This window comes from Streptomyces sp. NPDC059850, assembly GCF_042731515.1.
GTDB lineage: Bacteria > Actinomycetota > Actinomycetes > Streptomycetales > Streptomycetaceae > Streptomyces.
The window spans coordinates 59366-77566 of record NZ_JBHWJI010000043.1; the positions used below are offsets into that span (position 1 = coordinate 59366).

Below are 18201 nucleotides of genomic sequence, written 5' to 3' on the forward strand. Positions count from 1 at the left end.
TCAGGGAGCGGCCCGGCTCACGGTCGCCGCAGGGCCAGCACCGTGTCGACCGTGTCCGCCTGGGCGGCGGGTTTGTCCTCCCGGTAGCGGAGGACGCGGGCGAAGCGGAGGGTGACGCCCGCCGGGTAGCGGGAGGAGCGCTGGAGGCCGTCGAAGGCCACCTCCACCACCAGCTCGGGACGGACCCGCACCACCCAGCCGTCGTCGCTGACCGCGATCCCCAGCAGGGCTTCCGTCTGCCAGTCCAGCAGCGCGTCGGTCAGGCCCTTGAAGGTCTTGCCGAGCATCAGGAACGTGCCGTCCGGGCGGCGGGCGCCCAGGTGGAGGTTGGAGAGCCTGCCGGTGCGGCGGCCGTGGCCCCATTCGGCGGCCAGGACCACCAGGTCCAGCGTGTGCACCGGCTTGACCTTCAGCCAGGACGCGCCGCGGCGGCCCGCGCCGTACGGGGCCTCCAGGCCCTTGGCGAGCACGCCCTCGTGGCCCCGGTCCAGTACGTCGGCGGCGAACGCGCGGGCCGCCCGCCGGGTCTCCGGATGCGCCGGGTCCTCGGCGAGCAGCTGCCGCACCCGGCGCGGCGCGGGGGCCACCCGGGACAGTTCGGCGTGGCGCTCGCGGGTCGGCAGCGCGAGCAGATCGCGGTCGTCCACGGCGAGCAGGTCGAAGAAGACGGGGGACAGCGGCAGCGCGGCGGACGCCCCGGCGATGTCGAGCCGGGAGCCGACCCGGGCGGAGGTCTCCTGGAACGGGCGCGGCCGCCCGGCCTCGTCCAGCAGGATCACCTCGCCGTCGAGGACGGCCCGCCGCACGGCGAGTTCGCGGGCCGCCGCGACGACCTCGGGCAGCCGGTCGGTGATCTCGTCCAGGGTGCGGGTGTAGATCCGTACGTCGTTCCCGTCGCGGTGCACCTGGACCCGGATGCCGTCGAGCTTCTCCTCGATCACGCACGGGCCGAGCCGGTCCATGGCCTCGTCCAGGTTCCCCGCGTTCTGGGCGAGCATCGGCAGCACCGGGCGCCCCACCTCCAGCCGGAAGTCGGCCAGCGCGGCCGGGCCGCGCGCGAGCAGCGCCTCGGCGACCGCGCCCAGCGAACCGCCGAGCATCACCGCCCGGCGCACGTCGCCGGGCGGCGCGCCGACGGCCTGCGCCAGCCCCTCCACGGCCAGCGCCTCCAGCGCGCCCTGGCGCAGCTCCCCGCCGATGAGCCCGAGCAGGAAGTGCTGCTCGTCCTCGGTGGCGTCGGCCATCAGCGCGCCGACGAGGCGCCTGCGCTCCGCCCCGGCGCCGGTGCCGGAGACGGCGGCGATCCGGCTGAGCGCGGCGTCCACGTCGAGGACGGCGAGCCGTGGCGCGGCGGCGGGCTCGTGCCGCTGGCGCAGGGTGGACCAGCCGACACCGGTGCGGCGCTGCGGCAGCTTCCCCGCGAGATACGTGATCACCACGGGGGCCTCGGCGGGTTCGGTGCGGCGGAACAGCCCGGTCAGGGCGGCGATCTTCTCCGAGCGGGCGGAGGTGGCCGCGACCTGCCGGGAGGTGCGCGCGACATCGGCCAGCAGCATGGCTCCACCCTGCCTCCGCCACCGCCCTACCGCACGCGATGCGGCGGTCACCGGCGGACGGGCCGCCGATGACACCGCCCCGTCGTCATCGGGCTTCGGGGTAATCCGGTCCGCCGCTCCGGGGGTCGGGACCCTGGCCGCCGCCTCGGGTGTCGTAGCCCTGGCCGCCCCCGCCGCCTCGGGTGTCGTAGCCCTGGCCGCCGCCCGTGGGGCCGCCCGCCGCGCTCATTCGCGCTCCGCCCATTCCGGGTTCCGTGCCCTGGCCCCCGGTGCACAGGGCCCAGATGACGAACGCGTCGATGAGCATCAGGACCGTCGCCCACAGCGGGGTGTACGGCAGCCACAGGAAGTTGGCCAGCAGGGCGAGTCCCGCGATCACCACACCCGCGGTCCGGGCCCACATCGCTCCGGTGAACGTCGCCAGTCCGGCGACCACCAGGACGATGCCGACGATCATGTGGATCCAGCCCCACCCGCTGAGGTCGTAGCTGAAAACGTAGCTCTGGGTCTCCACGAACACCCTGTCGTTGCGTACGGCCGCGATGCCCTGGGCCAGGGTCATCAGACCACCGAAGAGCATCATGACGGCACCGAAGACGAGACGTCCGCTTACCGCGCCGTGGGCGCGTGGGGCGGTTCCGGGGTGGACTCCACCCGCGTGAGTGGCCATGTCGGGCTCCTTCGTCAGGCGCGATCGACGGCCCGGCGGCCGCCGTTTCGCGGCAATTCGGGTGAATTGCCCTGATGTCAGGTTTACACAGTCCGCCGGGCTCGGCACCCCGCGTTCCGGGCGGCCGTCTCCACGCAAAGTCACCCCTTCTCGGCGGATGGTGATGCTCCTGGGCATAGCGGGCGGATGGGGCTCGCCTTCCGGGGATGAGCGGTGTAGATGTATCTCTATGGCCCGGTTCATGGGTCGATCGTGGGTTGCCCGCGTGTTCCCCGGTCGGCGCCCACGGAGTCGGCGGCGCGAGCGCCCTCAGGAGGCGGGACGGCGCTCTCGGGCATGGATGAGCGTCCGCAGCGTCGCCGGCCAGGTCTTCGTCCTCCAGCTGATCATCGTGCTGCTGCTCGGCGCCGCGGCGACCGTCGCCCTGGTGCTCCAGGTACGGCACGACGCCACCGACGAGGCCCGCAGCCGCTCGGTCGCGGTCGCCGAGTCCTTCGCCAACTCGCCGGGGATGGTCGAGGCCCTGCGCAGCCGCGATCCGACCGCCGTGCTCCAGCCGAAGGCGGAGGCCGTCCGGAAGCAGACCGGGCTGGACTTCGTCGTCGTGATGAAGACCGACGGCATCCGGATCACCCACCCCAAGCCCGACCGGATCGGCAAGCACTACGTCGGCACCATCGAACCGGCGCTGCGCGGGCACACCACCACCGATGTCGGCCCCGGCACCCTGGGGCAGGCGATGGACGCGGTGGCGCCGATCTTCGACCGCGACCACAAGGTCGTCGGCGCGGTCGGCGCGGGCATCACGATCAGCACGGTGAGCGGGCTCGCCGACCGCCAGCTGCCGCTGCTCATCGGCGCCGTCACCGCCTCGCTCGCCCTGGCCACCGGCGGCACCGCCATGGTCAGCCGACGGCTGCGGCGCCAGACCCGGGGGCTCGACCCGGGCGAGATGACGCGGATGTACGAGCACCACGACGCGGTGCTGCACGCCGTCCGCGAGGGCGTGCTGATCGTCGACGGCGATGCCCGGCTGGTGCTCGCCAACGACGAGGCGTCCCGGCTGCTCGGCCTGCCGCCGCGCCCCGAGGGGCGCCCGATCCGCCAGCTGGGCCTGGACCCGGGGATGGCCGGGCTGCTGCTCTCCCGGCGCGTCGTCACCGACGAGGTGCTGGTGGCGGGCGACCGGCTGCTGGCGGTGAACAACCGGCCCACCGACCGCGACGGCGGCCCGCCCGGCAGCGTCGCGACCTTGCGCGACTCCACCGAGCTGCGCGCCCTCTCGGGCCGCGCCGACGTGGCGCAGAAGCGGCTCAAGCTGCTGTACGACGCCAGCGTGGAGGTCGGCACCACGCTCGACGTGGGGCGTACCGCCGTGGAGCTGGCGCGGGTGGCGGTGCCGCGGTTCGCCGACTTCGTCACGGTCGACCTGGCGGATCCCGTGGCGCGCGGGGAGGAGCCGCCCGCGGTCGGCGGCGCGGAGATGTGCCGGGCGGCCGTCCACGGCATCCGGTCCGACCACCCCTTCTACCGCGTGGGCGAGCGGTTCTCGTTCGCCGAGTCCACGCCCCAGGCGTGGGGCCTGGGCAGCGGGCAGGCGGTCGTGGAGGACGATCTGACCCAGGCGTACGGCTGGCAGGCGCAGGACCCCGACCAGACCCGCAAGGTCATCGAGTACGGCGTACGGTCGCTGGTCACCGTGCCGCTGCGGGCCCGTGGCGTGCTGCTCGGCGTGGTCAACTTCTGGCGGATGGCGGAGCGTGACCCCTTCGAGGACGAAGAGGTGACGCTCGCCCAGGAGCTGGCCTCGCACGCGGCGGTGTGCATCGACAACGCCCGCCGCTACACCCGCGAGCACACCATGGCGGTGACCCTCCAGCACAGCCTGCTGCCCCGCGCCGTACCCGCGCAGAGCGCGCTGGACGTGGCCTTCCGCTATCTGCCCGCCGAGTCGGGCGTCGGCGGCGACTGGTTCGACGTCATCCCGCTGCCGGGCACGCGGGTCGCGCTGGTGGTGGGCGACGTCGTCGGGCACGGGCTGCACGCGGCGGCCACGATGGGGCGGCTGCGGACCGCCGTGCACAACTTCTCCACCCTCGATCTGCCGCCCGACGAGATCCTGTCCCATCTGGACGACCTGGTGGCCCGCATCGACCAGGACGAGAGCCCGCTCGGCCAGGGCGTCCCCGGGGGCGAGCCCACCACCGGGGCGACCGGTGCCACCTGTCTGTACGCGATCTACGACCCGGTGACCCGGCGCTGCACCATGGCCAGGGCCGGGCATCCGCCACCCGCCGTGGTGGGCCCGGACGGCTCGGTGCAGTTCCCGGACCTGCCCGCGGGGCCCCCGCTCGGCCTCGGCGGGCTGCCGTTCGACACGGCCGAGCTGGAGTTGGCCGAAAACAGCCATATCGTCCTCTACACCGACGGGCTCATCGAGGACCGCCGCCGGGAGATCGACATCGGTCTGGAGATGCTGCGCGGCGCCCTGGCGCACCCGGGGCGGTCGCCCGAGGAGATCTGCACCGAGGTGCTCGACGCGATGCTGCCCACCCAGCCGGGCGACGACATCGCGCTGATCGCCGCCCGGACCCGGGTGCTGGGCCCCGGCCGGGTGGTGTCCTCGGACGTGCCGTCCGACCCCGCCGAGGTGGCCAGGGTCCGGGCCGGGGTGCAGCGGCAGCTGGCGGAGTGGGGCATGGAGGAGATCGCGTTCACCGCCGAACTCGTCCTCAGCGAGCTGATCACCAACGCCATCCGGCACGCCACCGGCCCGATCCGGCTGCAGCTGCTCCGCGACCGCGCCCTGATCTGCGAGGTGTCCGACACGAGCAGCACCTCACCGCATCTGCGGTACGCGACGCCGATCGACGAGGGCGGCCGCGGGCTGTTCCTGGTCGCGCAGTTCGCCGAGCGCTGGGGGACGCGCTACATCCCGGGCGGCAAGGTCATCTGGGCCGAACTGGCCCTGCCGGAACCGCCGGAGGCCGGTCTGGAGCCGTCGGCTCACGCGTCCGGGCGTGTCTAGTAGTGCTAGTCATTCTAGCTCCGGCCGTCAGGTGTGCTGTCTGTCGAATAGGGATACGTGACCCCAGCTCAGAACCGTTCACCTTTGGCGCGATCGGACAACGTCCGGTGCCGGACCTCGATGCTGACAGGTCGTCATGGTCCGTGTGCCGAGCGCGGTCGTTCAAAATTCTCTGAGCAGTACTACCATGTGCCGCCCACGGCTTGATGTCCGCGTGGTCCACCCTCAACCCACGAACGCGCCCATGAGGACCTGATAGATGTCAGCACATATATCCAGCCATCCCTACAAAGGGCCTGCCGTGACCCGGCAGGCCCTGGCCGTGCCCCTGGGGGCCGCGGTCGTCGCCGGCGGGGCGGGAGCGTGGGTGACGGCAGAGGTGCCCGAAGCCCAGCGCGTCCTCGTCGCCGTCTTCTGCGCGCTGGCGGCCGTCCTGCTGGGCGTGGCCCTCGCGGTCGCCGCCCACCGGTCGCGGACCATCGGCCGTCTCCAGTCCCGGATCGCGAGCCTGGAAGCCTCCGCCGCGCAGTACTCCGCGGAGGCCGCCCGGCTCGCTGACGAAACGATTCCCGCTGCGGTGAAGGGCCTGCGGGACGGCGGCTCCGTGGACACCGTGCTGATGCAGGTGACCAAGCCCGGCGACCAGGCGCACGGCCGGGTGCTGCGCCGCGTGGTGCAGGAGATCGGCACCGGTGAGCGCATGCGCGCCTCCGCGATGGCCGCCTGCGCCAACGCGGCCGGCCGGGTCCAGGCCCTGGCCACCAGCATGCTCGCGGACCTGCGCGAGATGGAGAACCGGCACGACGAGAGCGTCCTCGGCGACCTGCTGAAGCTCGACCACACCACCGCCCAGACGGGCCGTATCGCGGACAGCATCGCGGTCCTCACCGGCGCCCGCTCCGGGCGCCGCTGGACCAAGCCCATCGTGATGGAGTCCATCCTGCGCGGCGCGGTCGGCCGGATCAGCGCCTATCAGCGGGTACGGGTCCACGCGGCCAGCAACGCGGCGGTGGCCGGTTACGCGGCCGAGGGCGTCATGCACGCCCTCGCCGAGCTGATGGACAACGCCACCAGCTTCTCGCCTCCCACCGAGGAGGTGCACGTCTACGTCGAGGAGACCCACACAGGCGTCGTGGTCACCATCGAGGACGGCGGCCTGGTCATGGGCCCGTCCGCGCTGGCCCGCGCCCAGAAGGCGGTCTCCTCGCAGACACTCGACCTGACGACCCTGTCCGGCACCCGGCTCGGCCTCGCGGTCGTCGGCTGTCTGGCCCGCAAGCACGGGCTGACGGTCTCCTTCCGGCCGTCCGCCCGGGGAGGTACCGGCGTCGTGGTTCTGATCCCGCAGCAGCTGATCACGCACATCAACCAGGACGCGGTGCCCGAGGCGCCCGTACGGAACCGGGTCGAGCCCGCCCGGCCGCGTACCGCCGCCCCGGCGGCGGCCGACCCCCGGGTCGCCGCGAGCGCCGAGCGCCCCGAGCCGGTGGCCGAGGCACCCGCCCCGGCGGCCCCTTCGGCTCCGGTGGCCCCTTCGGCTCCGGTGGCCCAGCCCGCCCCGGCCGCTTCCGCGCCGCCCGTGGCGGAGCCGTCCCCGGCCGCCGAGCCCTCCGGCGCGCCCAGCTCATCCGATGGCCCCTCCGGCGCCGACGCCCCGGCGGAGCCGCGCATCAACGGGCTGCCCAAGCGGCGCCGCGGCGAGACCCTCGCCGCCGCCACCCGGGCCACGCCGAAGCCCGCGCCCGATGCCAAGCCGAAGCCTCCGCGTACCGACGCCGGAGCCCGCTTCGGTGCCTTCCGTGACGCCACGCGCGGCTGCCCCGCGCCGTCCGCCGAGTCCGCCGAGTCCGCTGAGTCCGCAGAGAACGACCAGCCGTGATGATAGGAACGCCGATGAACACCACAGACCGCAGCTTGGACTGGCTGCTGGAGAACCTGCTGGAGAAGACGCCGGGGGCCCGGCACGCGCTGGTGCTGTCCCGGGACGGTCTCAAGCTCTGCCTGACGTCCGGTCTCTCCGTGGACCAGGCGGACCAGCTGGCGGCCATCGCCTCGGGTATCCAGAGCCTCTCCCACGGTGCGTCGATCGAGTTCGGGGACGGCAGCGGCGGCGTCCGGCAGTCCATGACGGAGTTCCACGGGGGAATCCTGTTCATCGTCGAGGCGGGCGAGGGCGCCCATCTGGCCGTCGTGGCGCACGACGAGGCCGACGTCGGCATCATCGGCCACAACATGAACGAGATGGTCGAGCAGATCGGCGACCATCTGCGGGCGGCGCCCCGTACCTTCGCGAACGGCGGCCGGGGCGGCGGGGCGAACGCATGATCCGAGGGCCGCTCGACAGCGAGGACCCTGACCGGCTGTACACCGTCACCGGTGGCCGCAGCCGCGCCGACGAGAGCGTGTTCGACATGGTCACGCTCATCGTCAGCGAATCCGACCCCTCACTCGGCATGCAGTCCGAGCACGTCAAGATCCTCCGGATGTGCCGTCGGCCCATGGCGGTCGTGGAGATCTCCTCGTACCTGGGACTGCCCGTCAGCGTGGTCAAGATCCTGCTCTGCGACCTGCTCGACACCGGCAAGATCACCGCGCGCCATCCCCATGCGGCCCGCCCCGACAACGGAGGGCTGCCGGAGCCCGAAACGCTGAAGAAGGTGCTCGTTGCACTCCAGAACCTCTGAACGCGCCGACGACCGGGCGCCACTGCGGGCGAGCGCGAGCGATGGCCTCAAGATCGTCGTCGTCGGCGGATTCGGCGTGGGCAAGACGACGATGGTCCAGTCGGTGAGCGAGATCCGCCCGCTCAGCACCGAGGAGACGATGACCCAGGCGGGCGTCGGGATCGACGACGCCTCGTTCGTCCAGTCGAAGACGACCACCACGGTCGCCTTCGACTTCGGCCGGATCAGCCTGGACGAGCAGATGGTGCTCTATCTGTTCGGCGCACCCGGGCAGGAACGTTTCTGGTTCCTGTGGGACCGGCTCTTCGCCGGGACCCTGGGCGCGGTCGTGCTGGTCGACACCAACCGGCTCGCAGACTCCTGGTACGCCATCGACCGGCTCGAGTACCACGGGACGCCGTTCATCGTGGCCCGCAACAACTTCACCGAACCGCAGCACACCCTGGAGGAGGTCCGGGACGCGCTCGATCTGCCCCCGGACATCCCCATGATCGACTGCGACGCCCGTAAGCGCGACTCCAGCAAGGCCGTGCTGGTCGCGCTGGCCCGTCACCTCTACTCCCTGTCCACCTCCTCCGCCGCCCGGGAGACCACCGCGTGACCACCCCGGACCCCACGTTCCCACCAGAGGGCCCCTTCGCCCCCGCCGCACCACCCCCGCAGGGCTGGCCGGAGCAGCCGGGCGCGGTGCGGCTGGACATGGATCTGCTCCGCGCCGATCCGGACGAGCTGTACCGCAAGCTCCGCCGCGAGCACGGCCCCGTCGTCCCCGTACTGCTCGAACCGGACATCCCCGTCTGGCTGGTGCTCGGCTACCGGGAGCTGCTGCGGGTCACCACGGACCCCAACCTGTTCGCCCGCGACTCACGCCGCTGGCACTCCTGGGACCGGGTCCCGGCCGACTGGGAGCTGATGACGTTCGTCGCCTACCGGCCGACGATGCTGTTCTCCGAGGGCGCCGAACATGAGCGCCGCTCCGAGGCGATCATCGAGAGCATGGAGTCCGTGGACCCGTCCGAGCTGCGGGCGCAGTGCGAGCGGGTCGCGGACGCGCTGATCGACGTCTTCGCGGGCAGCGGGCGCGCCGATCTGATGGCCGAGTACGCCAGCCAGATCCCGTTGCGGGTGCTGAACCCCATGTACGGGCTGGACGACGACCCGGCCCTGACGCAGGAGATGGTCGACCTGGTCAGCGGGAAGGCCGGACCGGCCGCGTTCGACCGGCTGACCAACCGGATGGTGGCGCTGCTGGAGCACGCCCGGGCCAACCCCGGCGCGTCCAACATCGCCTCGGTGCTGGCGCACCACCCGGCGGGCCTCAACGACGAGGAGATCATCAACGACCTCCTGGGCAACGTCTACGCGGCTCACCAGCCCACCACCGACCTGATCGGCAACGCGCTGCGGCTCATGCTCACCGACGAGCGGTTCGCGGTGACGATGGCGGGCGGGCGGCGCAGCGTCGGCCAGGCGCTCAACGAGGTGCTGTGGGAGGCCACCCCGGTCCCCAACTGGGTCGGCCGCTGGGCGTCCGAGGACACCATGTTCGCCGGGCGCCACATCCGCAAGGGCGACTGCGTGATGCTGGGCCTCGCGGCGGCCAACGCCGACCCCGACGTACGCCCGGACTTCCGGGCCGGGGCGTCCGGCAACCAGGCACACATGTCCTTCAGCCACGGCCCGCACGGCTGCCCCCGGGCCGCCCGCGAGCTGGCCGAGAACATCGCCATGGCCGCGATCGAGGTCCTGATCGACCGCCTCCCGGACGTGGCCCTGTCGGTCACCCCCGATGAGCTGCAGTGGCGCTCCGCGCTGATGATGCGCGGCGTCTCGTCCATCCCGGTCGACTTCACCCCGGCCTTCACCCGCTGACCCGCCGTCGATCCGGCCCCGGCGATGCGAACCACCGCCGGGGCCGTTCGCTGCCCGCCGGTGGCTCAGCTCGGCAGCGCGTTGAAGACCGCTTCGGGCCGGTCGCGTTCGGAGAACAGGTCCCACGCGGTGTCGGCGATGTCATCGGGGTCCAGCGACACGTCCTTCACCTCCCCGAACCGCTCCGGCTGGGACGCCACCATCCGGTAGATGTCGCCGCGCTCGACGGCCCCGCCGATGACCAGCACCCCCGCGTAGATCCCCCGCTCCGCCAGGGCCGCGTTCAGCGTCACGCCGTAGGCGCGCAGCGAGGAGGAGAGGATCGCCAGATTGCCGAGCGCGGGCATCGGCAGCACGGCGCTGAGGCCGGTCGCGAACAGCAGCCCCCCGCCGCCGCGTTCGGTCATGCCGGGCAGGACCTGCTGGACGACGTCGACGGCCGGGTACATCCAGGTCATGGCGTCGGCGACGCTCGCCGCGTCGGTCTCGGTGATCGGGGTCGGCCAGGCGTCGGCACCGGCCGAGGCCGGTCCGTAGTAGACGAGGTCGATGGTTCCGTATCGCTCGGCGATGGCGTCCAGAGCGGACCGCAGGCTCCCGGCGTCGCGGACGTCGGCCGGGAAGGACCCGGCCTCGACGCCCGCCGAGGCCAGCTCCTCCAGATATCCGGCATGCCGCGCTCCGCTGCGCGACACCAGGGCCACGGTGTACCCCTCGCGGCCGAAGCGATGGGCGATGGACATGCCGAGGCCGGGCCCGGCTCCGATGACGACGGCGGTCTTGCGAGGTGGTGCGGACATACGGATGTCCTTTCCGGAGCAAGAACAAGTTGAGGGGTTCCTCACCTTACGTTCGTGACGGTAACACGGAACATGAGGGAAGCCTCGACTTTTGTAGAATGGCCGCCATGACAGCCGGATCCAGGCCCCTGCGGGCCGATGCCGCGCGCAATCGCGGCAAACTGCTGACCGCCGCCACCGAGGTGTTCGGGGAGCGCGGCCTCGAAGCCCCGCTGGAGGAGGTGGCCCGCCGGGCCGGGGTCAGCATCGGCACGCTCTACAACCACTTCCCCACCCGGGAGGCGCTGCTCGACGCGATCTTCCCGGAGCGGCTCGCCGCCCTGGACCGGATCGCCTCCGCCGCGCTCGCCGACCCCAGCCCCTGGAACGGGTTCAGCGGTTACGTGGAGGGGCTGTTCGCCCTCCAGGCCGAGGACCGCGGGCTCAACGACGCGCTCGCCCGGCGCTTCCCCGACGCCGCGGAGCTGAACGAGGCGTCCCGTCGCTGCCTCGGCCACACCGAGCAGATCATCGACCGTGCCAAGGAGAGCGGCGCGCTGCGCGCCGACTTCGCGCCACAGGATCTGGCCGTGCTGGTCTGGGCGATGTCCCAGGTGATCCGGGAGTCGATCGACACGGCGCCCCGGGCCTGGCGGCGCTGCCTGGCGTTCTTCCTCGACGGCCTGCGCGCCGACGCCGCCCGCCCGATCGCCGAACCCGCCCTGACGCAGGGGCAGATGGCGCGCATCATGGAGTGCTCGGTGCCGGAGGGGTGAACCCAGGAACGCGGGGCTGCAAGCGCGCTGGACCTTCCCTCCCCGCGTACGGAAGGTCCAGCACGCCTACTTTCACGCCTCGCCCTTAATGCTCATGGGCGCGCGTTAAGCTGGGGGCGTCACCGTATCCAGACGTGGGCACGTCACGCAATGCAGTACCGGCCAGTAGCGGCTTGAAGTAGTGAAGATCTCGTGCGCCCGGGTTTGGCGGGACGTAGGGTCGGCCCCGTTACGGACCCCACTCGCGGCACAGGAGACATGGCGGCTCACCATCCATGAACGCCCGACCACCCCACGGCTCGGCGCGCCCCGGCGGGCGCACGGCACGGACCCGCGCCGCCGTGCTGGCCGCCGCCTACGACGCGTTGGGCGACGACGCGTACACCGAGCTGACCCTCGACAAGATCGCCCGGCGCTCCGGGGTGCACGTGTCGACGATCCGGCGGCGCTGGCGGACGGTGGAGGGCGTCGTCGTCGATCTGCTGGACCAGCGCAGCTCCGCGCTGCCCACCCCCGACTCGGGCGACTTCCGGCGGGATCTGTGCCAACTCGCCCAGACCATCGCCGACTTCAACACCGCGATGAACAACCGCAACCTCATCCAGGCGCTGCTGACGGCCGCCGCCCACGATCCACGGGCCGAGGACATCGTCCGCAACGCCTTCGTCGGCCGGATCGAGCAGGTGACGCAGATCGTGCGGCACGCGGCCGACCGGGGCGAGGTGCCCCCGGACACCGACGCGATGGACGTCATCGCCGCGCTGGGCGCGCCGTTCTACTACCGGGTGCTCATCCTGCGCGGGACCATCGACGCCCGGCTGGTGCGGACCAGCGCCGAGGCGGTCTACCAGGCGGCCCGCGCGGGGGTGTTCCGCAGGGACGGCGAGGCCCCCGGCCCGTGAGCAGCGGGCCGGGGGCGGTTACAGGGGCCTTCAGGAGGCGCTGCCGCGCTCCTTCAGCATGTCGGCCATCAGCTGGATCTCCGACTGCTGGGCCTTGACCATCGACGTGGCCAGCTGCTTCTCGGTCGGGTCCGTGACCAGCTCGACCGCGCCCTCCGCCATCGCGACACCGCCCTTGTGGTGGGCGGTCATCAGCTTCAGGTAGAGCACCTCGGCCGCCTTGCCCTTGGCGTCACGCAGCTTGTCCAGCTCGGTGTTGGTGGCCATGCCCGGCATGAGCGAGCCGTCATGCGGCTTGTAGGCGTGGTCCATGCCCTTCATCGAGCCATGGTCCATACCCTGCCCTTCGGCGTCCTTCATCCACGTCATCGGCGCGTCCTCGGACGCCCGGTCGAGACCCCACCGGTCCAGCCAGCCCTGCAGGATCCCGCGCTCGGTGGCCTGCGCGGTGAGGATGTCGAACGCCAGCCGCCGCACGTCCTCGTCGTCGGTCTGATCGCGCACGATGAGCGACAGCTCCACCGCCTGCTGATGGTGGGTGGACATGTCGCGCGCGAACCCGGCCTCGGCGGAGGTGTCGCCCGGCGTGCCGGTGCCGGTCGTGCCCTCCGAGCGGTCGCTCAGCAGCCACACCACCCCCACCGCCACCAGCGCCAGCACCGCGAGGGCGGCGGTGATGCCCGCCACCAGCGGCTGCCGCGACGCGCGGCCGAGGGCGGTGGTCCCCTCCGTCACGAGGACTTCCCGTTGGTGCAGTAGGCGTTCGGCTCGGGGGTCTGCTTGCCCTGGACGAACTTCTTGAAGAACGCGGCCACTCGCGGGTCCGACGCCTTCTGTATCTCCAGCTGGTTGCCCCACGCGCTGAGGACGATGGGCGCGTCCTGGTCCTCGTAGGGGCTCATCAGCGAGTAATTGGTCTTCTCCACCCGGGCCTTGAGGGTGGCCACGTCCTCCTTGGAGGCCTTGTCGTTGTACGTCACCCACACCGCGCCGTGCTCCAGCGAGTGCACCGCGTTCTCCTTGGCCAGCGGCTTGGTGTAGACGTCGCCCTGGCAGTTCTGCCAGACCTGGTCGTGGTTGCCGCCGACCGGCGGGGACATCGCGTACTTCACCGAGCCGCCCACATGGGTGCGGCCCAGGTTCTTCCAGGTCTTCATGCCCTTGAACTCACCGGTCTTCACGACCGACGAGCTGACCTTCGCGGCCTTCTCCTCCTTCTTGTTGCCCGCGTCGACCAGGAAGAAGCCGCCGACCGCCAGAGCGGCGACGATCACGGTGCAGGAGGTGATGGTGATGATCCGGTACCTGCGCTCGCGGGCCTTCTCGGCGCGGCGCAGCTCCTCTATCTTCGCGCGGCGCTCGGCCGCGCCCTTCGTCTTCGATCCCTTGGAAGCCATGGCTGTCCAGTCCTCGCGTTCTCGCACTGTCGCACTGAATGAGTGAAGTGGTGGCGGATGACGGCGATCGGCCTAGGTGCGGAGTACTTGGAGCTGATGGAGGCCGAGGGCGTGGACGTGCGGGTCGGGCGGCGCCCGTACGGAGTCCGTGCCCCGGGGGCCGCCCGGCGGCCGGAGCCCGGCGGGGGCGGGCGGCGGGACGGGCGCGGGGACCAGGGCGGGGTTCCCGCCACGGGGACCGGCCACGCAGTCGTCGCTGCCGTTGCCGCTGCCGTCGCCCGGGGGTCTTGTGCCGTCTCCGGCGGGCAGCGCGTCCGGGAGCGGGTCCAAGGGGGGCTGCACGAGCTGCTGTTCGGCGATGAGCTGGTGCGGGCAGCCCACCGATATCGGTGGGTGGTCGCCGCCGGAGTGGACGCACGACGGCGCCACCCACAGCACGGCGGCGAGGAGCGGTACGACACGCCTGAGGGCGGCACGCGTGGTGGCTCGCACCTTGCGCATCCGTAAGCCCTCGTCTCCGGCCCGTCCGGCCCGCCCTCTGCCCATCGCGCCAGATCGTAACCAGTGGGCCTGCCGGGACTGAACGGGTACGGCCGCAATCGCGTCAGTCGTGCCGGGGGAGACCCGACAATTCGTGGTCGGCGTGGTTCAGCGCCTCCGTGACCAGCCGGGCCAGGTGCCCGTCCCGGAGGGCGTAGACGACGCGTCGGCCGTCCTTGCGCGAGGTGACGACCCCGGCCAGCCGCAGCTTGGCCAGGTGCTGGCTGACGGCCGGGCGGGCCGCCCCGCAGACGGTGGTCAGCGCCGTCACATCGGCCTCGCCCGAGGCCAGGGTGTGCAGCAGCGTCAGCCGGGTGCGGTCGGCGAGCAGGCCCAGCACCTCGGCGGCGCGCGCGTACTGCTCGGCGCTCGGGGTGTGCGGATGCGCATCGTGCGCAGCTGATAGGTGCATGCGTGCGCTCATACGCACATAATGGGCTGCGGGGACGCACCGTGTCCAGTACGTGCGGAGCACATGAGGAAGGCGGAGGCCATGACGAACGACCGGCACACGCACGATCACGGGCATGACCATGGGCACGGGCACAGCCACCACCGCAGCCGCAGGGCCTGGCGGCACCGCGCGGGCCATCTGCTGCGCCCCCACTCCCATGACTCCGCCGACAAGACGGACCGGGCCCTGGAGTCCTCCGCGCGGGGCCTGCGCGCCCTGTGGACCTCCCTCGCGGTCCTCGGCGTGACCGCCGTCGCGCAGGCCGTCGTCGTGGCCGTCTCCGGGTCCGTCGCGCTGCTCGGCGACACCGTCCACAACGCCGCCGACGCCCTGACCGCCCTCCCGCTCGCCCTCGCCTTCCTGCTCGGCCGCCGCGCCGCCACCCGCCGCTTCACCTACGGGTACGGGCGGGCCGAGGACCTGGCCGGAATCGCGATCGTGCTCACCATCGCGGCCTCCGCCGCGTTCGCCGCCTGGACCGCCGTGGACCGGCTGCTGCACCCGCGCGACATCGAGCAGCTGCCCGCCGTGGCCGCCGCGGCCGTGGTCGGCTTCCTCGGCAACGAATGGGTCGCCCGCTACCGCATCCGGGTCGGCCGCGAGATCGGCTCGGCCGCCCTCGTCGCCGACGGTCTGCACGCCCGTACCGACGGCTTCACCTCGCTCGCCGTCCTGCTGAGTGCGGCCGGTGCCGCCCTCGGGTGGCGGCTCGCCGACCCCCTCGTCGGCCTCGCCATCACCGCCGCGATCCTGCTGGTGCTGCGCGACGCCGCCTGCGAGGTGTTCCGCCGGGTGATGGACGCCGTCGACCCGGCCCTCACCGACGCCGCCGAGCGCGCCCTGCGCGCCGTACCGGGGGTCCAGGACATCGGCGAGCTGCGGCTGCGCTGGATCGGCCACCGGCTGCGCGCGGAGGTCGCGGTCGTGGTCGGCGGCGAGCTGACCGTACGGGAGGCCCACGGGGTCGCGGTGGACGCCGAACACGCCCTGCTGCACGCCGTCCCCCGGCTGACCGCCGCCCTCATCCACGCCGACCCGGCCCCGTCCGACCGGTCCCCCGACCCGCACGGCCCGCTGGCCCACCACGCCGTGTGATGCGGAGGTGATTCAGACGGCGCTCACCGGGGCGATCAGCCCGGCCGTGGAGACCGGCGGTACGGGGCCCACCCGGGCGCTGACCAGGTCGCCGCGCTCCAGGAAGCCCGTACCGCTCAGATCGACGTGGACGCGCAGCCCGTACGCGTCGTCGGGGTCAAGATCGCCCGGGACCGTGACGCTGAACGGGATGTGACCGGCCGGGCTCAGCGGCACATCGGTCTGCACCTGCGCCCCCACCACGGAGGTGGCCACATCGGCGCGGGACACGTTGCGCACCTCCACCACCACCCGTGCCGCCCGGACCGTGGGGGTGTCCGGGGGCAGGGACACGATGCCGCTGAGGACACTGCTCATGCGCGCCATTACATGCCACCCGCGCCCCTCGCGTAACACGGTCGGGGGTCCTGTACGGCCATCCGGGTGGGGCTCGCGCACCGGACGCGGCCCGGAATGCCGGGCCGCGTCCGTCCGTTTTTACGGCCCTCAGGCCGAGCAGCGCTCACCGTTGAGGGTGAAGGCGCGGGGCGGGGAGTTCCGGCTGTCCCAGGTGGCGAGGAAGCCCACGGAGAAGGGCTTGCCCGCGTCGATCCGCTGGTTGTAGTCGGCCGGTGTGGTGGTCACCGTGGAACCGCGCTGGGTGAAAGAGCCGTTCCACATCTGGGTGACGCGCTGGCGGTCGGGGAAGTCCCAGGTGATCCGCCAGGTGTCGAGCGCGCTGCGGGAGGTCAGCGTGACCTCGGCCTTGAAGCCGTCGGGCCATTCGGTGACCAGGTTGTAGCGGGCCGTGCAGCTGGGCTTGCCCTTGCTCTTTCCGCTGCCCTTGCCGTTGCCCTTGTCCTTGTCCTTGGGCTTCCGGGTGGGGCCGTCGGAGGGCTGGTGGCCCCGGCCCTCCGCGGCGGGCGAGGAGGCGGGCGGGTCGGCGCGCTTCCCGTCCTTGTCCCCCGCGCGGCCGGTGTCGTCCTTACGGTCGTCCTTCCCGGCCTTGCCGCCCACGCCGTCGCCGCTGCGGGAGGACGACGGCTCGGCGGACCCGCCGCCGGTGCGGCTGGGGGTCCCGCTGCCCGCCGGAGCGGCGTCCGAGGGGGGGATCGGGGCGCTGGAGTCGCGGGTCACGCGGCCGGTGGCCTGGTCCCCGTTTCCGTCGCCGGACACCGCGGCGGTCCTGGTCAGCGCGACCGTCGTGGCCAGCGCCACGACGGCCACCACCGCCAGGGCGACCGTCGCCGTACGGGCCCTGCGCACACCGGTCACGGCTCGTCTGCGCCCGGTCGGGCCGCCGAGTCTCTGGCGCAGCAGGCGCGGCGCCATCATCAGCGGGCCGCCGACCTTGTCCAGGACCCGGTCCCGTAACGGGATGCGGACGGCGTGCGACGCCGGTGCGGTCGAGGCGGGGGTGGCGCCCGGGGCCCGTTCGACGGCTCTTCGGCGCCGCGCCACGTACCCGTGCCCGCCCCAGCCCAGCACGCCTCCGGCCAGCGCGTTGGGCAGCCCGCCGCCGTGCAGATACAGGCAGGCGGCGGCCTCACGGCAGTTACGGCAGCGGGCCAGGTGCTGCCACAGGTCCGCGGGGGAGTGGGCATCCGGCGAACGGGTGGCGGCGTCCAGCAGCTTGGCGTAGCTGCGGCACTCCTCATGGCTGAGGGTGTCCAGATGGTTGCGCTGGCAGCGCTGCCGGAAGGCGGCCCGCACCCGGGCGATCTCCTCGGTGGCGTACGCGATGTCGCCGCCCAGCTGCCAGGCCAGCGCCTCGACCGGCTGCGACTCCACCTCGATTTCCCACAGCATCGCCCCGTCGCGTTCCCCCAGGTCACGCAGTCCCCGCAGGGCCAGCGGCTGCTCCCGGGGCGGGACGGCGTAGCGGGCGACGCCCGTCGAGGAGAGCCAGACCCGCAGCTCCGGGTCGAGCCGGTCGCCGTCCCGGCTGGTGTGCCAGTCGGCGGCGGTCTTGCGTACGGACGTCAGGAGCAGCGGCAGCCACGGCAACCGCGGCCCCCAGGAACGGGCCCGCCGATTGCGGGCGGCCCGGATACCGCGCCGGAACGCCTCGGTGGCCAGCCGCATGCCGTCTTCAGGGGTGGTGGTGCACAGGTTCGCGTAGTCGGCTACCGCGTCCCAGTAAAGGTTGAGCAGGGCCGTCGGGGAGACGGCGTCGCTGTCCGCCGCGGTGACGGACGGTTGGCCGGGTGGCGCGAAGGCGCCGTCCCGGGATGCCGAGTGGTCGGGCATGGAGGCACATTCCTCACTCACGAACAGTGGCGCCCCCGCCAACGGGGGCAAGCCTCTCACATGGGGCCGCGGGGTTGGGCAGCCAACAGCACAGATCTGACTCGGAGTTGGGGATTCCCCTTCACGGGTGGGCCGAGCCTTTCACGTCCGTGAGTCGACTGACAAGAGACGATAGAGGAGTGACGGAGGAGTTGTGTCCAAGGGTCCCGAACCACGCCT

General features: G+C 72.6%; 18 protein-coding genes. 9 read left to right on the forward strand and 9 right to left on the reverse strand.

The genetic code is table 11. The features are described from left to right. Positions 1-17: 17 nt before the first annotated feature. Positions 18-1556 (reverse strand): ATP-dependent DNA ligase, encoded by a 1539-nt coding sequence (locus ACFV9T_RS29765; protein WP_385445525.1) that lies wholly within the window; start codon positions 1554-1556, stop codon positions 18-20. A gap of 85 nt (positions 1557-1641) precedes the next feature. Next, entirely contained in the window at positions 1642-2226 is a 585-nt protein-coding gene (locus ACFV9T_RS29770) for a hypothetical protein (protein ID WP_385445526.1), read from the reverse strand. 340 nt (positions 2227-2566) lie between these two features. Between ACFV9T_RS29770 and ACFV9T_RS29775 the strand changes: the two genes are divergently transcribed. From ACFV9T_RS29775 to ACFV9T_RS29800, 6 genes are all read left to right on the forward strand, one after another. Continuing rightward, positions 2567-5254 carry a SpoIIE family protein phosphatase gene (locus tag ACFV9T_RS29775; RefSeq protein WP_385445527.1) on the forward strand — a complete coding sequence of 896 codons (2688 nt, stop codon included), beginning with the start codon at positions 2567-2569 and terminating at the stop codon, positions 5252-5254. Positions 5255-5555: 301 nt separating this feature from the next. Then, the gene (locus tag ACFV9T_RS29780) at positions 5556-7133 is read left to right on the forward strand and encodes a sensor histidine kinase (RefSeq protein WP_385445528.1); all 1578 of its coding nucleotides are present in this window, start codon (positions 5556-5558) and stop codon (positions 7131-7133) included. 14 nt (positions 7134-7147) lie between these two features. Next, positions 7148-7579, forward strand: a complete 432-nt coding sequence (locus ACFV9T_RS29785) for a roadblock/LC7 domain-containing protein (RefSeq protein ID WP_385445529.1) — start codon at positions 7148-7150, stop codon at positions 7577-7579. Beyond that, positions 7576-7938, forward strand: a complete 363-nt coding sequence (locus ACFV9T_RS29790) for a DUF742 domain-containing protein (RefSeq protein WP_385445530.1) — start codon at positions 7576-7578, stop codon at positions 7936-7938. Before ACFV9T_RS29785 ends, ACFV9T_RS29790 begins: the two co-directional genes overlap by 4 nt. Beyond that, positions 7919-8539 carry an ATP/GTP-binding protein gene (locus ACFV9T_RS29795; protein ID WP_385445531.1) on the forward strand — a complete coding sequence of 207 codons (621 nt, stop codon included), beginning with the start codon at positions 7919-7921 and terminating at the stop codon, positions 8537-8539. Before ACFV9T_RS29790 ends, ACFV9T_RS29795 begins: the two co-directional genes overlap by 20 nt. Then, on the forward strand, positions 8536-9810 hold the full coding sequence (locus ACFV9T_RS29800; RefSeq protein ID WP_385445532.1) for a cytochrome P450: 1275 nt from the start codon (positions 8536-8538) through the stop codon (positions 9808-9810). Before ACFV9T_RS29795 ends, ACFV9T_RS29800 begins: the two co-directional genes overlap by 4 nt. 65 nt (positions 9811-9875) lie before the next feature. On the opposite strand, the gene ACFV9T_RS29805 is transcribed toward ACFV9T_RS29800, so the two are convergent. Next, positions 9876-10610 carry an SDR family NAD(P)-dependent oxidoreductase gene (locus ACFV9T_RS29805; protein WP_385445533.1) on the reverse strand — a complete coding sequence of 245 codons (735 nt, stop codon included), beginning with the start codon at positions 10608-10610 and terminating at the stop codon, positions 9876-9878. A gap of 107 nt (positions 10611-10717) precedes the next feature. On the opposite strand from ACFV9T_RS29805, the gene ACFV9T_RS29810 reads away from it, so the two are divergent. Both ACFV9T_RS29810 and ACFV9T_RS29815 read left to right on the forward strand, forming a co-directional pair. Then, positions 10718-11365: a TetR/AcrR family transcriptional regulator gene (locus ACFV9T_RS29810; RefSeq protein WP_385445534.1), complete on the forward strand. Its 648-nt coding sequence runs from the start codon at positions 10718-10720 to the stop codon at positions 11363-11365. Positions 11366-11640: 275 nt separating this feature from the next. Next, the gene (locus ACFV9T_RS29815) at positions 11641-12267 is read left to right on the forward strand and encodes a TetR-like C-terminal domain-containing protein (RefSeq protein ID WP_385445535.1); all 627 of its coding nucleotides are present in this window, start codon (positions 11641-11643) and stop codon (positions 12265-12267) included. A 30-nt stretch (positions 12268-12297) separates the two neighbouring features. Here the strand turns inward: ACFV9T_RS29815 and ACFV9T_RS29820 are convergent, their stop codons facing one another. The 4 genes from ACFV9T_RS29820 to ACFV9T_RS29835 form a co-directional block, all read right to left on the reverse strand. Then, complete coding sequence (locus ACFV9T_RS29820; RefSeq protein WP_385445536.1) at positions 12298-13002, reverse strand: DUF305 domain-containing protein; 705 nt, start codon at positions 13000-13002, stop codon at positions 12298-12300. Next, entirely contained in the window at positions 12999-13664 is a 666-nt protein-coding gene (locus ACFV9T_RS29825; protein WP_385445537.1) for a DUF3105 domain-containing protein, read from the reverse strand. Before ACFV9T_RS29825 ends, ACFV9T_RS29820 begins: the two co-directional genes overlap by 4 nt. A gap of 72 nt (positions 13665-13736) precedes the next feature. Further along, positions 13737-14210 (reverse strand): hypothetical protein, encoded by a 474-nt coding sequence (locus tag ACFV9T_RS29830; RefSeq protein ID WP_385445538.1) that lies wholly within the window; start codon positions 14208-14210, stop codon positions 13737-13739. Positions 14211-14268: 58 nt separating this feature from the next. Then, complete coding sequence (locus ACFV9T_RS29835) at positions 14269-14628, reverse strand: ArsR/SmtB family transcription factor (RefSeq protein ID WP_385445539.1); 360 nt, start codon at positions 14626-14628, stop codon at positions 14269-14271. A 69-nt stretch (positions 14629-14697) separates the two neighbouring features. On the opposite strand from ACFV9T_RS29835, the gene ACFV9T_RS29840 reads away from it, so the two are divergent. Then, complete coding sequence (locus ACFV9T_RS29840; RefSeq protein WP_385445540.1) at positions 14698-15753, forward strand: cation diffusion facilitator family transporter; 1056 nt, start codon at positions 14698-14700, stop codon at positions 15751-15753. Positions 15754-15765: 12 nt separating this feature from the next. On the opposite strand, the gene ACFV9T_RS29845 is transcribed toward ACFV9T_RS29840, so the two are convergent. Together ACFV9T_RS29845 and ACFV9T_RS29850 are read right to left on the reverse strand one after the other, a co-directional pair. Further along, the gene (locus ACFV9T_RS29845) at positions 15766-16110 is read right to left on the reverse strand and encodes a hypothetical protein (RefSeq protein WP_385445541.1); all 345 of its coding nucleotides are present in this window, start codon (positions 16108-16110) and stop codon (positions 15766-15768) included. Positions 16111-16239: 129 nt separating this feature from the next. Beyond that, positions 16240-17982: a cellulose binding domain-containing protein gene (locus ACFV9T_RS29850; RefSeq protein WP_385445542.1), complete on the reverse strand. Its 1743-nt coding sequence runs from the start codon at positions 17980-17982 to the stop codon at positions 16240-16242. Between the last annotated feature and the right edge of the window lie 219 nt (positions 17983-18201).